Consider the following 15,456-nt stretch of genomic DNA (forward strand, 5'->3'; position numbering starts at 1 on the left):
ATGGCGGAAATTGGTATTTTTGTCGGTACGATGTACGGCAATTCACTGTTAGTCGCGGAAGAAGCCGAAGCAATTCTGACCGCGCAAGGTCATACCGTAAAGGTATTTGAAGATCCTGAATTAGCTGACTGGCAACCTTATCTGAATAAAGTTGCTCTGGTAGTGACTTCAACTACCGGGCAGGGTGATCTTCCTGACAGTATTGTGCCGCTCTATCAGGGAATTAAAGACCGACTTGGTTTTCAGCCTGATTTGCGTTACGGCGTAATTGCCCTTGGTGATAGTAGCTATGCCAATTTCTGCAACGGCGGAAAAATGTTCGATGCCCTGCTGCAGGATCAAAGTGCAATACGGGTTGGTGAAATGTTGTTAATTGATGCCAGCGAAAACCCGGAGCCAGAAACGGAATCCAATCCGTGGGTGGAGCAGTGGGGCACGCTGCTTTAATTCAAATCGAGACCCCGGCGCAATTATACGCCGGGGCATACTCGTCATACTTCACGTTGCAGGTGCTACGACGCGAATTATTGAGAGTGGGGGAGATTATTTCTTTGCAGATTTCAGCATATCTTTAAAAGGTTCGAGCTCTTGCTGAGTTTTATCGAGATAAGCATTTGCCTGGTCCCGATCAAGCCAGAAAGGTTCTTGTTGCAGTGAAGTACGTAACTCTTCCTGATATTTAGGGTTATCCTGGATTTTTTTGATAATTTCCCCCATTTTTTGCAGAATTTCAGGATTGGTGCCTTTGGGGAAAGCGACAACATAAGGGAATTCACTGGTGTAGTTAATTCCTTTTTCGACAAATGTCGGGAAATCACCAAATAATGGATTACGCTCAGGTCCCCCTTGCGCAAGAATGGTCATTTTCCCGGTAGTCTGGTAATCCTTAACCGCAGAATAAGCAACGACACCCAGGTCAATACGACCACTTAATAAACCAATTACGCGATCAGCCGCGGTGCCAGCATCCACGGTTTTGAGTTTAATTCCTGCCATTTGTTCAAGTTTTAAACCCTGCGTGTAAGTTAAGCCGCCGAATTCAGTACCATAAATTACCTTGCCAGGTTCCGCTTTAGCCTTAGCGATTAAGTCGTCAAGTGAGTTAATACCTGATTTTTTACTTGCTGTCAGAACATAAGTTCTGTTCATCCCGGCAATCGTGGCAATATCAAAATCTTTATAGTTGTAGTCGACGATACCCGTCATTTTGTTAATGACCATATGGCCGGTATGGCAGAATACGGCCTTGGTGCCATCAGCCGCAGCATTCTTGACGTTAGTGGTCGCAATACTGCCTGCAGAACCGGGCATATTCGTAATGACCAGCGGAACTCCTGCGACTTCCTTGAAATATTTTGCCAACAGACGAGCGTTCATATCGGTGTCACCACCGGCACTTGCGGTGATCACAAATTCAACAGGCTTTGTCGGCCAGTCAGTTGCTGCGTAAGCACTAAAACTGAGTGAACAGGTAATGAGAGAGGCTAAGATCGTTCTGGTTTTCATTGCGAAGTTCCTTTTTAAATGTAATTTTTGCGTCAATTATTTTCTTGCTTTCGCTTTTTTCCATTCACTCCAAATACACAGCAGAATAGAAACGATTGACAAGACGATAAACAAACAAGAAATAGGTGTAGTAACAAAGCCAGAAATTTGACCGTCAGAAAGTTGTAATGCCCGACGGAAGTTAGTTTCGGCCATAGAGCCAAGAATAAAACCGATGATGAATGGAGCCTGAGCGATAGAATATTTAACAAAGAAATAGCCTACGCCGCCAAATAGCAATATTGTCCAGATATCAAATATACGATTATTTAAACCAAAAGCACCGACAATACACAGAACCAGAATAACAGGCATCAGAATATGCTTTGGAACATTGAGTAAATGAGCAAAAATACGTAAGCCATAAAACTCAATAACCAACATTGCAAATGATGCAACAATTAATGCTGCGAAAATGGTATAAACCAATGCACCCTGAGTCATAAAAAGCATCGGACCAGGCGTGATGCCGTGTAACATAAATCCGCCAAGCAACATCGCAGTAACTGCATCGCCAGGAATACCCAGAGTCATTAATGGAACCAGTGCTCCACCAATACCTGCGTTATTTGCTGACTCTGATGCTACAACACCATCAATAATACCAGTGCCGTACTTCTCAGGGTGTTTGGATTGTTTTTTAGCAACGAGGTAGGCAAGAATGTTTGACGTTCCTGAGCCAATTCCCGGAAGAATGCCAACACCAATACCGATGGCGGATGAACGGAAACAGTTTGGCATTTGCCCGAAAAATTCTTTTAACGAGAAGCCAAAGCCACGCACGTTACGCATGGTAATTTTGCCGACCTGGGCATCTTCAGTGATATGTGCCGTTTCTGCGACTTTAAATAACTCACTGACAGCAAAAAGACCAATTAACACAGTCAGAACAGCAAACCCGTTGCTGAGTTCACTCATGCCAAATTCAAAACGTGGAACGGCATCAATCGGGGATAAACCTACAGTTGCACAAGCCATTCCCACTGCACCGGAAAAGATTCCACGGATCATATTCCCGGATGAGAGTGTTGCAATCAGCGTAAGGGAAAAAATGGCGATAGAAAAATATTCATGTGGGCCAAACTGTAGGGCAATTTCTGCCAATGGTGGAGCAATAAATACCAGTGTGGCAACACCCAACAATGTCCCGATAAAGGAATAAACAACACCGACCCCTAACGCTTTTACCCCTTCGCCTTTTTCCAGCATCGGATGACCTTCGAAGCATGTTGCTACCGATGATGGTGTGCCTGGTATTTTAAGTAAGATTGCTGATATCAGACCGCCGGATGTCGCCCCGATATATAATGCCGCAAGCAACGATATGCCCAGCGCAGCTTCCATTCCATAGGTGACAGGCAAAAATAGTGTAATTGCCATTACGGCTGTCAATCCTGGTACTGCACCAAAGATAATACCAACCGTTACGCCAGCCAGAATGTACAATAAATAAGTTGGTGTACCTACGGTTAAAATACCTTGTAAGAATAAATCACCCATTTTTTATCATCCTTGTAGTGTTAATCATAGTAATGCTCCCATTACACCGGCGGGTAACAAAATGTCGAATCCAAATCTAAAGAGGAAAAAGATAGACGACGAAACCACAAATGCGACAACCGCAAATAAAGGATAATTACGTTTTTTCTTACGAGGCAGGAGAACCAATGTCTGCAAGAAAATGTAGATGGCACAGGAGATAACAAATCCCAAAGATTCCAGGAAAAAGATACAACAGAAGATTAAAGCAGCAGTTAATAACAGGCGTTGATAAGAAACTTTTGACGATTCTTCTTGTGTAACTTTGTTTTGTTGATGAAGTCTATACCCCTTAATCGTTTGGATTACACCCAAAAGAATGATGATAACAGCGATAGAGACTGGAAATGTTTGCGAATCTATCCCTTCACTTCCTGGGATTTGTAGCGCATAAACCCCATAAATCAGCCCGAAGATGAGCATCGAAATACCGAGAATAAATTCACTACGTTTATTATTCTCCATGAAATATACTCCATTTTTATAGGACGTCAGTGTAAATGCTATGGTGCGTTTTTAATAACTTGCCAGATAACGCAATTAAAATTATTAACTGTGACGTTTCCAGTATAGAAGGGGCATCATGATGAGAATATGTGCATTTGCATAATACTTATTGGTGAAGAAGAGAAAAAATTAAACGTGTGATCAGACGCACAATGTAATTAAAGTGTTATATTCGTCATGCTACGAGTTACATGTGCAGTGCCTTGAATTATTTAGCGTATATTTTATTAAAACAAGTTTAATCTTTAAAGATTAGTCATGAGTTATGGCTGGCTAAGGCTGATGACAACGCAAAATTATCTGGACTGCTCTTAATTGAGTAATGAATTTATCTTAATTCATTGAATTTAAAGTGTTTTGTTGTGTGTCTGGTATTTGTGGTGTATCTGGCATTTACAAAGTACTCTTTTCAAAAGTGTGACTAATGTCTTTTATCCTCATTTTCGTGAAGTAGGTTGCTCTGACCAGGGCTTTTGCAACAAATGCCTTAAATTAACCGGGTAAATATTGTGTTTTTGCACGGTGAGTCGTATCGATGCGCTTTTTATACTAATTACACAAGCTATATTCGGCAATATTATCGGTGTTGTTACGTCTGACGTGATGAGTAATGCCGTTGCCATTAATATTTCATTTTGTAGTGTGCTGTTGGTTATATCGAATTATCAGCCACCGGAGAATGATATTAAGCATACCGAATCCAAACCTGTCACAGGGCAAAAAATGACAACACAATCCAGTCCCATTATTACCGATATGAAAGTCATTCCGGTCGCCGGACATGACAGCATGTTGCTTAATATTGGTGGTGCACATAACGCATATTTCACCCGCAATATTGTGGTACTCACCGATAACGCCGGGAATACCGGCATTGGTGAAGCACCGGGCGGAGAGGTGATTTATCAGACACTGGTCGATGCTATTCCGATGGTGCTGGGCCAGGAGATCGCGCGACTGAATAAATTGGTCCAGCAGGTGCATAAAGGTAATCAGGCTGCCGATTTTGATACCTTCGGCAAAGGCGTCTGGACTTTTGAATTGCGCGTTAATGCCGTGGCGGCGCTGGAAGCTGCCTTGCTTGACCTGTTAGGTAAGGCGCTGAATGTTCCAGTCTGCGAACTGTTAGGGCCAGGCAAACAACGCGATGCTATTATCGTCCTCGGTTATCTGTTTTATATCGGTGATCGGACTAAAACCGATCTTCCTTATCTGGAAAATACGCCGGGCAATCATGAGTGGTATCAGTTGCGGCATCAGAAAGCGATGAACAGCGAAGCCGTTGTGCGTCTGGCAGAAGCTTCACAGGATCGCTATGGTTTTAAAGATTTCAAACTTAAGGGCGGCGTGTTACCTGGCGAGCAAGAAATCGACACTGTTCGTGCATTGAAGAAACGCTTCCCGGATGCACGAATTACCGTTGATCCCAACGGTGCATGGCTGCTGGATGAAGCCATTTCTCTGTGCAAAGGGCTGAACGATGTGCTGACCTATGCGGAAGATCCATGCGGCGCAGAACAGGGTTTCTCCGGACGTGAAGTGATGGCGGAGTTTCGGCGGGCGACCGGCTTGCCCGTCGCGACCAACATGATTGCCACCAACTGGCGCGAAATGGGCCATGCGGTAATGCTCAATGCAGTAGATATTCCACTTGCCGATCCGCATTTCTGGACGCTTTCCGGTGCAGTTCGCGTGGCGCAGCTTTGCGACGACTGGGGGCTGACCTGGGGCTGCCATTCCAATAATCACTTCGATATCTCTCTGGCGATGTTTACCCATGTGGGCGCGGCGGCACCGGGTAATCCTACCGCTATAGATACCCACTGGATTTGGCAGGAGGGGGGTTGTCGCCTGACCAAAAATCCGCTGGAGATTAAAAACGGAAAAATTGCCGTTCCTGATGCGCCCGGCCTGGGCGTGGAACTGGACTGGGAACAGGTACAGAAGGCGCATGAAGCCTATAAACGTCTGCCTGGCGGTGCGCGTAACGACGCAGGCCCGATGCAGTATCTGATCCCCGGCTGGACCTTTGACCGTAAACGCCCCGTTTTCGGCCGTCACTGATTTTGAATAAGGACATAGATATGAGTTCTCAATTTACGACGCCTGTTGTTACTGAAATGCAGGTCATCCCGGTGGCGGGTCATGACAGTATGCTGATGAATCTGAGTGGCGCACACGCACCGTTCTTCACGCGTAATATTGTGATCATCAAAGATAATTCCGGTCACACCGGTGTAGGGGAAATACCCGGCGGCGAGAAAATCCGTAAAACGCTGGAAGATACGATTCCGCTGGTGGTGGGTAAAACGCTGGGTGAATACAAAAACGTTCTGACGCTGGTGCGTAATACTTTTGCTGATCGTGATGCCGGCGGGCGCGGTTTGCAGACATTTGATTTGCGGACCACTATTCATGTGGTTACCGGGATAGAAGCGGCAATGCTGGATCTGCTAGGGCAGCATCTGGGGGTTAACGTGGCATCGCTGCTGGGCGATGGTCAACAGCGTAGCGAAGTCGAAATGCTCGGTTATCTGTTCTTCGTCGGTAATCGCAAAGCCACACCGCTGCCGTATCAAAGCCAGCCGGATGACTCATGCGACTGGTATCGCCTGCGTCACGAAGAAGCGATGACGCCGGATGCGGTGGTGCGCCTGGCGGAAGCGGCATATGAAAAATATGGCTTCAACGATTTCAAACTGAAGGGCGGTGTACTGGCCGGGGAAGAAGAAGCTGAATCTATAGTGGCACTGGCGCAACGCTTCCCGCAGGCGCGTATTACGCTCGATCCTAACGGTGCCTGGTCGCTGAACGAAGCGATTAAAATCGGTAAATACCTGAAAGGTTCACTGGCTTATGCAGAAGATCCGTGCGGTGCGGAGCAAGGCTTCTCCGGGCGTGAAGTGATGGCAGAGTTCCGTCGCGCGACTGGCCTGCCGACCGCAACCAATATGATCGCCACCGACTGGCGGCAGATGGGCCATACGCTCTCCTTACAATCCGTTGATATCCCGCTGGCGGACCCGCATTTCTGGACGATGCAAGGTTCAGTACGTGTGGCGCAAATGTGCCATGAATTTGGCCTGACCTGGGGTTCACACTCTAACAACCACTTCGATATTTCCCTGGCGATGTTTACCCACGTTGCCGCTGCTGCGCCGGGTAAAATTACTGCTATTGATACGCACTGGATCTGGCAGGAAGGTAATCAGCGCCTGACCAAAGAACCGTTTGCGATCAAAGGCGGTCTGGTTCAAGTGCCGCAAAAACCAGGATTGGGCGTAGAAATCGATATGGATCAGGTGATGAAAGCCCACGAGCTGTATCAGAAGCACGGACTTGGTGCGCGTGACGATGCGATGGGAATGCAGTACCTGATCCCAGGCTGGACGTTCGATAACAAGCGTCCATGCATGGTGCGTTAATCATGATGCCGGTTCCCGAGGAAATCGGCATTATTCACCCACAAATTGAATGTGTTATTAACATAATTGGCATGAATAAGGACGGCTAATGAAAATCGTAATCGCACCGGATTCATATAAAGAAAGCCTGAACGCTTTTGCAGTGGCGACCGCCATTGAGCAGGGTTTCCGGGAAATCTGGCCTGATGCGGATTACGTAAAACTGCCAGTAGCAGATGGTGGTGAAGGTACTGTCGAGGCGATGGTTGAGGCGACAAGCGGTCATATTGTTCATGTTGATGTTACCGGACCGCTTGGGCAACAAGTGTCGGCATTTTATGGCCTTTCTGGTGATGAACGTACGGCGTTTATTGAAATGGCAGCAGCCAGCGGCCTGGAACTGGTGCCCGTCAATAAACGTAATCCGCTGATAACCACCTCCTGGGGAACAGGAGAGCTCATTCGCCATGCGCTTGATGCGGGTGTTGAGCATATCATTATTGGAATTGGTGGCAGTGCAACCAATGATGGCGGTGCCGGAATGGTACAAGCACTGGGAGCGAAACTGCTGGATGCGCAAGGACAACAAATTGCGCAAGGTGGTGCAGCACTTGAATTGCTGGCAAAAATTGATATCAGTCAGTTGGATCCCCGGTTGGCAAGTTGCCGTATTGAAGTGGCTTGTGACGTCACCAATCCTTTAACGGGAGAAGAGGGCGCATCAGTGATTTTTGGGCCGCAGAAAGGCGCGACACCGAAAATGATTGCGCGACTGGATAATGCACTTAGCCATTATGCACAGATCATCGCAAGTGATCTGGGGCTTGAAGTGTCAGAACTTGCAGGCGGTGGTGCTGCGGGCGGCATGGGCGTGGCGCTATATGCGTTTTGTGGTGCTCAGTTACGCCGTGGCATTGAAATTGTGACCGACGCGTTAAACCTCGATGAGTGTGTGGCCGATGCAGATCTGGTGATTACCGGAGAAGGGCGGATCGACAGTCAAACCATTCACGGTAAAGTACCTGTTGGTGTGGCGAAGATTGCCAAGCGCTACCATAAGCCGGTGATCGGAATTGCAGGCAGCCTGACAGCGGATGTGGGGGTTGTTCACCAGCATGGGCTGGATGCTGTGTTTAGTGTGATTTACAGTGTGTGTTCACTGGACGATGCACTGGAAAATGCTGCTGAAAATGTGCGCCTGACCGCGCGTAATATTGCCGCGACAATTAAGATTGGCCAGACTGTTAATTCAGCACCATATTAAAAAATGGATATTGGATTAATTTTAATTCATTGAATTTAAAATATATTATTAGCCGAATGGAGCGTTTGCGCTGCATCCGGCTAATAACATGTCACTCAGTCAGCAATCTGATTATCACCCGAGAATTTTTTTTGCTTCCCGCGCTACGTTGTCCATCTCATCCAGCAATTCCAGGAACTCAGGTTCGAGATCCTCTTCTTTAGTACCGCTACGCAACTGCTGTTCTATCAACTGACAGAGATTTTTCATGCGTGGTACACCGCTATAGCCACAACTGCCGTGTAATTTGTGAATCAAATCAACCAAACCATCGGTGTTTTCCCCCACCAGTTGTTCTTCAACTTTGTTGCGAACTTCTGGCAGAAAATCGAGCAGCATTTGCAGCATGTCACGCGCCAGATCCGTTTTTCCTGCGGCCTGACGCAACGCCAGTTGCCAGTCGAGGGTCGTATTTTGATTAACCATCACTTCATTTACATCAGGCGTGACGACCCGGGAAGAGATTCCGCTTCCAGGCTTATAGCGCAAGAGCAGATTATGCAAGCGCTCTTCTTCGATGGGTTTCGCCAGATAATCGCTCATTCCTGCACCAAGTAACTTTTCTTTCTGCCCGGCCATCGCGTGGGCGGTAACGGCGATCACTGGTGTTTGCTGCTGATGAGGCAACTGATGGATAAGTTCACATGCCCGAATACCATCCATGTCGGGCATTTGAATATCCATCAGAATCAAATCGAACGGCATTTGTTTAGCGCGCTCAACTGCCTGATGCCCACTGTCGCAAAGCTCGACGTGTTGCACTTTATCTTCCAGTAACGCACCAATAAGTTTCAGGTTAGCTGGGTTATCATCAACCGCCATAACGGTCATCGCCAGTTTGTTTTCGTCTGTGGAAGATAAACTATGAATTTGATTTTTATTGCCAAACTCTTTTAGGGCCGGTAGTAAGCGAGTGGAGGTCAGCGGTTTTAGTAAGCAGGCGCCAACACCCTCTTGTTTGAGTTTTTCAGCATTAACTTGAGCATGACACGGCAGTGCTAACAGCAAAAAGTCGGTCATTGCGACGGCTTTATCCAGCCGTTCATGATGCAGCGTCAAAGGCTCACGGAAAGTAACCGCAATCCCCAGCAACATAATATCGTAATGACTTTCCGGTAATGCCGAGAAGGTTGGACTGTAGATCACTTCCAGCGGTGTTTCGCTCAGGATATCAAGCGTACATTGCGCAGCTGCAGAGTTCGGTTCGACATAGGCCAGGCGCTTACCGGCGAGGCACTGAGTTGACGGCCCTTCGATAATAATATTGGGGTTCAGATCGAGATTAATGTGGAACCAGAACGTGGAACCACGGTTTGGCTGGCTATGGAAAGAGATATCGCCGCCCATCTCATTAACCAATTTTTGTGTAATAACCAGCCCCAGCCCGGTACCACCATGACGGCGCGAAATACTGGCATCAGCCTGGCGAAATGCCTGGAACAGGCGTGATTGATCTCGCTCAGGAATACCAATTCCGGTATCGCGGATTTGCACTTCTATCTGCACTTTGGTGTTACTGAGCGCGCGTTTTTCGACCAGGATATCGATGTTACCGCGCTCAGTAAATTTAATCGCATTACCTACCAGGTTGGTGATGATCTGTTGTAAACGCAGCGGGTCGCCAATCACGTTATCTGGTACATCGCCCTTAATATTAAGAGTCAGTTCCAGACCTTTATCGTGTGAAGAGTGCGCCAGTAATGTTACAACTTCATCAAGCGTGCTGCGCAGCGGGAACGGAATACTTTCCAGAATCAGTTTGCCTGCCTCGAGTTTTGAAAAGTCGAGCACATCATTAATGATGGTGAGCAGATTATTAGCTGAACGTTCGATGGTATTCAGGTGATCACGCTGTGTAGGAGTGAGTTCCGTTTTTAATGTCAGGCGAGTAAAGCCAATTACACCATTGAGTGGTGTACGCAGCTCATGCGACATATTGGCGAGGAACTCCGATTTAATACGAGCAGCTTCCTGAGCGCGTTTTTTTGCCAGATCCAACTCGACGTTTTGAATCTCCATCTGCTCCAGTGTTTCGCGCAAATCAGAGGTGGCCTGGTCAATATTATGTTGCATCTCTTCGTGGTAGGCTGCCAGCGACATCGCCATCGAGTTAATGCCGTTTTTCAGCATATCCAGCTCGCCGAGCATAAAGCCTTCAACACGACTATCGAGTTGCCCACGACGGATGCGGTCAACCGTATTGACCATGTTACGAATGGGGCCGGTGACATCACGCATCAGACGCCAGCCAAAAATAAGCGCAATGCCTATACAAAACAGCATCATCACGCTGGAGATAAAAATCTCTTTATATTGTTGTAAGCGAACAGATTTGAGATCCAACTCCAGTGCGACATAGCCCAACATATTTTGGCTATTTTTGGCTTCGCTACTGGGTGATTCATCTGGTGAGTAACTTTCAGAAATAATCGGCGTGCGCAGAATCATGACATCGCCATTGCGCGTCACACTAAGTTGCCGGGGAAACGGCGCACCGCTGGAAAGTTGCATCGCTGACGGATCGAGATGAAAATTCGAAGTGACAAAAAGATGGTTATTCTCATCAAAAACCGAAATCGCCCGCACAATATCAGAATGGCGACGATGCAGGACGCTAATCAACTGGCCTATCGATTCGCGGTTTTGCAAATTCATACCGTATTCGGTGGATACCGCAAGAGGCTCGATAATACTGGCTCCGGCATCTTCCAGTTGACGCTGCAAGTCGTTATAGCGGTGCACAACGAAAAATAAACTTAGCAACAAACCAATCAGGACGGTCGGTGCCAGGATCAGTATCATCATGCGTGCGCGCAGGCTGTAGTTGGTCATGGAGTTCCGTTATGGGACAATTAAGTTCACACTGTTAAATTGAGAAAGTCTCGCCAATGGCGCAATTCTACTCTGCAAAACGACGCGTGACGACGCGTCAGATCATAACCGTTACAGCCAACGACCTCGACGCTTTTGGTCAGGGTGTCGCTCGTCATAACGGAAAAGCGCTGTTTATTCCCGGCTTATTGCCGCAAGAAAGCGCGGAAGTCTCTGTCACCGAAGATAAAAGGCAATTTGCCCGGGCTAAAGTTGTTCGTCGTTTGAACGATAGTCCCCAGCGTGAAGTTCCTCGCTGCCCACATTTTGGCGTTTGCGGTGGCTGCCAGCAACAGCATGCCAGCGTCGAACTCCAGCAGCAAAGCAAAAGTGCGGCGTTGGCGAGATTAATGAAACACGATGTTGCAGATATTATCGCTGATGCGCCGTGGGGATATCGCCGCCGTGCGCGGTTAAGCCTGAATTATCTGGCCAAAACGCAACAATTACAGATGGGGTTTCGCAAGGCTGCCTCCAGTGACATTGTCGATGTGAAGCAATGCCCTATTCTGGTGCCCCAAATTGAAGCATTACTGCCAAAGGTCAGAGCATGTCTGATGAGTTTGCAGACAGTGCGCCATCTCGGACACGTCGAGCTGGTGCAAGCGACCAGCGGGACGTTAATGATTTTGCGCCACACTGCGCCGCTAAGTTCTGCCGACAGAGAAAAACTGGAACGCTTTTCGCATTGTGAAAGACTTTCTCTGTTCCTGGCGCCCGATAGTGAGATACTCGAACCCCTGGTCGGTGAGACGCCCTGGTATGATTCCAACGGTCTACGGTTGATGTTTAGCCCACGCGATTTCATCCAGGTGAATGACGGCGTAAACCAGAAAATGGTTGCACAAGCCATTGAATGGCTGGATATCCAGCCACAGGATCGCGTGCTGGATCTGTTCTGTGGAATGGGGAACTTTACCCTGGCGTTGGCAACACGCGCAGCCAGTGTGGTAGGTGTAGAAGGTGTTCCTGCTTTGGTCGAAAAAGGGCGAGAAAATGCACGTGAAAATGGCTTAGCTAATGTCACGTTTTATCACGAAAATCTTGAAGACGATGTTACGAAGCAGCCCTGGGCGAAAAACGGCTTTGATAAAGTCCTTCTTGACCCGGCGCGGGCAGGTGCAGCAGGGGTAATGCAGCAAATTATAAAGCTGGAACCAATTCGTGTTGTTTATGTATCCTGTAACCCTGCGACGCTGGCTCGGGATAGCGAAGCGTTAATAAATGCAGGATATACCATTGCGCGACTGGCGATGCTGGATATGTTCCCACACACGGGGCATCTGGAGTCGATGGTTCTTTTTGAGCGCGTGTAATAATTGCAGCTTGTCGTTTACGACAGGCTTTGTCCCTAAAGGAGAGGACGATGGTTGCGGTAAGAAGTGCACATATCAATAAAGCTGGTGAATTTGATCCGAAAAAATGGATCGCGAGTCTGGGTATCTCCAGCCAGCAGTCGTGTGAGCGCTTAGCCGAAACCTGGGCGTATTGCCTGCAACAAACACAAGGGCACCCGGATGCCAGTCTTTTGTTGTGGCGTGGTGTTGAGATGGTGGAAATCCTTTCAACATTAAGTATGGATATTGACACGTTGCGGGCTGCGTTGTTGTTCCCTTTGGCGGATGCCAACGTCGTGAGCGAAGACGTACTGCGTGAAAGTATGGGCAAGTCTGTTGTTCATCTGATTCATGGTGTGCGGGATATGGCTGCCATTCGCCAGCTTAAAGCCACGCATACCGATGCGGTATCTTCTGAGCAGGTAGATAACGTACGCCGGATGCTGCTGGCAATGGTCGATGATTTCCGTTGCGTGGTCATTAAGCTGGCAGAGCGAATTGCCCATCTGCGTGAAGTGAAAGACGCGCCGGAAGATGAACGTGTACTGGCGGCAAAAGAGTGTACTAACATCTACGCACCGCTGGCCAATCGTCTCGGAATCGGGCAACTGAAATGGGAACTGGAAGATTACTGCTTCCGTTACCTCCATCCAACCGAATACAAGCGAATTGCCAAACTGCTGCATGAACGCCGTCTCGACCGCGAACACTACATCGAAGAGTTCGTTGGTCATCTGCGCGCTGAGATGAAAGCAGAAGGCGTTAAAGCTGAGGTGTATGGCCGTCCTAAACACATCTACAGTATCTGGCGCAAAATGCAGAAAAAGAACCTCGCCTTCGATGAGCTGTTTGATGTGCGTGCGGTACGTATTGTCGCCGAGCGTTTACAGGATTGTTATGCCGCACTGGGGATAGTGCACACTCACTATCGCCACCTGCCGGATGAGTTTGATGATTACGTTGCTAACCCGAAACCAAACGGTTATCAGTCTATTCATACCGTGGTTCTGGGGCCGGGTGGCAAAACTGTTGAAATCCAGATCCGCACCAAACAGATGCATGAAGATGCAGAACTAGGTGTGGCGGCACACTGGAAATATAAAGAAGGCCCGTCGTCCAGTGGAGCAAGATCCGGGCATGAAGACCGTATTGCATGGTTGCGTAAACTGATCGCCTGGCAAGAAGATATGGCAGACTCCGGTGAGATGCTCGACGAAGTACGTAGTCAGGTCTTTGACGACCGGGTGTACGTCTTTACGCCGAAAGGTGATGTCGTTGATTTGCCTGCGGGATCAACACCACTTGATTTTGCTTACCACATCCATAGCGATGTCGGGCACCGTTGCATCGGGGCAAAAATTGGCGGGCGCATTGTGCCGTTCACCTACCAGCTGCAGATGGGCGACCAGATTGAAATTATCACCCAGAAACAGCCGAACCCCAGCCGTGACTGGTTAAACCCAAACCTGGGTTACGTCACAACCAGCCGTGGGCGTTCGAAAATTCACGCCTGGTTCCGTAAACAGGACCGTGACAAAAACATTCTGGCTGGGCGGCAAATCCTTGACGACGAGCTGGAACATCTTGGAATCAGCCTGAAAGAGGCTGAAAAACACCTGTTGCCGCGTTATAACTTTAACGAGCTTGAAGAGCTGCTTGCTGCAATAGGCGGGGGAGATATTCGCCTCAACCAGATGGTGAATTTTCTGCAATCCCAGTTCAATAAGCCAAGTGCTGAAGAACAAGATGCAGCCGCGCTGAAACAGCTTCAGCAAAAAACATATGCCCCACAAAACCGACGTAAAGATGACGGTCGAGTGGTAGTAGAAGGTGTTGGCAACCTGATGCACCACATCGCGCGTTGCTGCCAGCCGATTCCTGGAGATGAGATTGTCGGCTTCATTACTCAGGGACGCGGTATTTCAGTGCATCGTGCAGACTGTGAGCAACTGGCGGAGCTGCGCTCACACGCACCAGAACGTATTGTTGACGCGGTATGGGGCGAGAGCTACTCCGCCGGATATTCGCTGGTGGTCCGCGTGGTGGCTAATGATCGTAGTGGGTTGTTACGTGATATCACGACCATTCTCGCCAATGAGAAAGTGAACGTGCTTGGCGTTGCCAGCCGTAGCGACACCAAACAGCAACTGGCGACCATCGACATGACCATTGAGATTTACAACCTGCAAGTGCTGGGGCGCGTGCTGGGTAAACTCAACCAGGTGCCGGATGTTATTGACGCGCGTCGGTTGCACGGGAGTTAGGCCGAAATTTGCTCGTATCTACAATGTAGATTGATATATACTGTATCTACATATGATAGCGGTTTGAGGAAAGGGTTATGATCCACAGTAGCGTAAAGCGTTGGGGAAATTCTCCTGCGGTGCGGATCCCGGCTACGTTAATGCAGGCGCTCAATCTGAATATTGATGATGAAGTGAAGATTGACCTGGTGGATGGCAAATTAATTATTGAGCCAGTGCGTAAAGAGCCCGTATTTACGCTTGCTGAACTGGTCAACGACATCACGCCGGAAAACCTCCACGAGAATATCGACTGGGGAGAGCCGAAAGATAAGGAAGTCTGGTAATGGTAAGCCGATACGTACCCGATATGGGCGATCTGATTTGGGTTGATTTTGACCCGACAAAAGGTAGCGAGCAAGCCGGACATCGTCCGGCTGTTGTCCTGAGTCCGTTCATGTACAACAACAAAACAGGTATGTGTCTGTGTGTTCCTTGTACAACGCAATCAAAAGGATATCCGTTCGAAGTTGTTTTATCCGATCAGGAACGTGATGGCGTAGCGTTAGCTGATCAGGTGAAAAGTATCGCCTGGCGGGCAAGAGGAGCAACGAAGAAAGGAACGGTTGCCCCAGAGGAATTACAACTCATTAAAGCCAAAATTAACGTACTGATTGGGTAGTGTTACTAACTCACTTCTATTCTGG

General features: G+C 48.1%; 12 protein-coding genes. 8 read left to right on the top strand and 4 right to left on the bottom strand.

What is annotated here, in order from left to right:
- Window positions 1–447, top strand: a complete 447-nt coding sequence (locus EFER_RS01580; RefSeq protein ID WP_000807763.1) for a flavodoxin — start codon at window positions 1–3, stop codon at window positions 445–447.
- A 96-nt stretch (window positions 448–543) separates the two neighbouring features.
- Here the strand turns inward: EFER_RS01580 and EFER_RS01585 are convergent, their stop codons facing one another.
- The 3 genes from EFER_RS01585 to EFER_RS01595 are packed head-to-tail and all read right to left on the bottom strand — an operon-like array spanning window position 544 to window position 3,549.
- A complete protein-coding gene (locus EFER_RS01585) occupies window positions 544–1,542 on the bottom strand; it encodes a tripartite tricarboxylate transporter substrate binding protein (RefSeq protein WP_012599879.1) in 999 nt (332 codons plus the stop codon).
- Entirely contained in the window at window positions 1,543–3,045 is a 1,503-nt protein-coding gene (locus tag EFER_RS01590) for a tripartite tricarboxylate transporter permease (RefSeq protein ID WP_000502612.1), read from the bottom strand. It lies immediately after the preceding gene.
- Between the two features lie 24 nt (window positions 3,046–3,069).
- A complete protein-coding gene (locus EFER_RS01595) occupies window positions 3,070–3,549 on the bottom strand; it encodes a tripartite tricarboxylate transporter TctB family protein (protein WP_000429763.1) in 480 nt (159 codons plus the stop codon).
- Between the two features lie 765 nt (window positions 3,550–4,314).
- On the opposite strand from EFER_RS01595, the gene EFER_RS01600 reads away from it, so the two are divergent.
- The 3 genes from EFER_RS01600 (at window position 4,315) to EFER_RS01610 (ending at window position 8,259) form a co-directional block, all read left to right on the top strand.
- Complete coding sequence (locus tag EFER_RS01600) at window positions 4,315–5,655, top strand: enolase C-terminal domain-like protein (protein ID WP_012599880.1); 1,341 nt, start codon at window positions 4,315–4,317, stop codon at window positions 5,653–5,655.
- A 20-nt stretch (window positions 5,656–5,675) separates the two neighbouring features.
- Complete coding sequence (gudD, locus tag EFER_RS01605; protein ID WP_000098272.1) at window positions 5,676–7,016, top strand: glucarate dehydratase; 1,341 nt, start codon at window positions 5,676–5,678, stop codon at window positions 7,014–7,016.
- An 88-nt stretch (window positions 7,017–7,104) separates the two neighbouring features.
- Entirely contained in the window at window positions 7,105–8,259 is a 1,155-nt protein-coding gene (locus EFER_RS01610) for a glycerate kinase (RefSeq protein ID WP_000706448.1), read from the top strand.
- 114 nt (window positions 8,260–8,373) lie between these two features.
- Here EFER_RS01610 and barA read toward each other — a convergent pair whose 3' ends face one another.
- Window positions 8,374–11,130 carry a two-component sensor histidine kinase BarA gene (barA, locus tag EFER_RS01615; RefSeq protein WP_000186472.1) on the bottom strand — a complete coding sequence of 919 codons (2,757 nt, stop codon included), beginning with the start codon at window positions 11,128–11,130 and terminating at the stop codon, window positions 8,374–8,376.
- Between the two features lie 56 nt (window positions 11,131–11,186).
- Between barA and rlmD the strand changes: the two genes are divergently transcribed.
- The 4 genes from rlmD (at window position 11,187) to mazF (ending at window position 15,431) form a co-directional block, all read left to right on the top strand.
- Entirely contained in the window at window positions 11,187–12,485 is a 1,299-nt protein-coding gene (gene rlmD, locus EFER_RS01620; RefSeq protein ID WP_000046872.1) for a 23S rRNA (uracil(1939)-C(5))-methyltransferase RlmD, read from the top strand.
- Window positions 12,486–12,535: 50 nt separating this feature from the next.
- Window positions 12,536–14,770, top strand: coding sequence for a GTP diphosphokinase (gene relA / locus EFER_RS01625; protein WP_000226845.1), 2,235 nt, complete (start codon window positions 12,536–12,538; stop codon window positions 14,768–14,770).
- 77 nt (window positions 14,771–14,847) lie between these two features.
- On the top strand, window positions 14,848–15,096 hold the full coding sequence (mazE, locus tag EFER_RS01630) for a type II toxin-antitoxin system antitoxin MazE (RefSeq protein WP_000581937.1): 249 nt from the start codon (window positions 14,848–14,850) through the stop codon (window positions 15,094–15,096).
- A complete protein-coding gene (gene mazF, locus EFER_RS01635) occupies window positions 15,096–15,431 on the top strand; it encodes an endoribonuclease MazF (protein ID WP_000254732.1) in 336 nt (111 codons plus the stop codon). Before mazE ends, mazF begins: the two co-directional genes overlap by 1 nt.
- The last annotated feature ends 25 nt before the right edge of the window (window positions 15,432–15,456 follow it).

The sequence above is a fragment of the Escherichia fergusonii ATCC 35469 genome, from assembly GCF_000026225.1.
GTDB classification, from domain to species: domain Bacteria; phylum Pseudomonadota; class Gammaproteobacteria; order Enterobacterales; family Enterobacteriaceae; genus Escherichia; species Escherichia fergusonii.

Excerpts from the sequence above, each read along its gene's own strand:
- rlmD (WP_000046872.1), top strand. The coding sequence starts at position 11,187 with ATGGCGCAATTCTACTCTGCAAAACGACGCGTGACGACGCGTCAGATC.
- gudD (WP_000098272.1), top strand. The coding sequence starts at position 5,676 with ATGAGTTCTCAATTTACGACGCCTGTTGTTACTGAAATGCAGGTCATC.
- mazE (WP_000581937.1), top strand. The coding sequence starts at position 14,848 with ATGATCCACAGTAGCGTAAAGCGTTGGGGAAATTCTCCTGCGGTGCGG.
- EFER_RS01590 (WP_000502612.1), bottom strand. The coding sequence starts at position 3,045 with ATGGGTGATTTATTCTTACAAGGTATTTTAACCGTAGGTACACCAACT.
- mazF (WP_000254732.1), top strand. The coding sequence starts at position 15,096 with ATGGTAAGCCGATACGTACCCGATATGGGCGATCTGATTTGGGTTGAT.
- relA (WP_000226845.1), top strand. The coding sequence starts at position 12,536 with ATGGTTGCGGTAAGAAGTGCACATATCAATAAAGCTGGTGAATTTGAT.
- barA (WP_000186472.1), bottom strand. The coding sequence starts at position 11,130 with ATGACCAACTACAGCCTGCGCGCACGCATGATGATACTGATCCTGGCA.
- EFER_RS01595 (WP_000429763.1), bottom strand. The coding sequence starts at position 3,549 with ATGGAGAATAATAAACGTAGTGAATTTATTCTCGGTATTTCGATGCTC.
- EFER_RS01610 (WP_000706448.1), top strand. The coding sequence starts at position 7,105 with ATGAAAATCGTAATCGCACCGGATTCATATAAAGAAAGCCTGAACGCT.
- EFER_RS01580 (WP_000807763.1), top strand. The coding sequence starts at position 1 with ATGGCGGAAATTGGTATTTTTGTCGGTACGATGTACGGCAATTCACTG.
- EFER_RS01600 (WP_012599880.1), top strand. The coding sequence starts at position 4,315 with ATGACAACACAATCCAGTCCCATTATTACCGATATGAAAGTCATTCCG.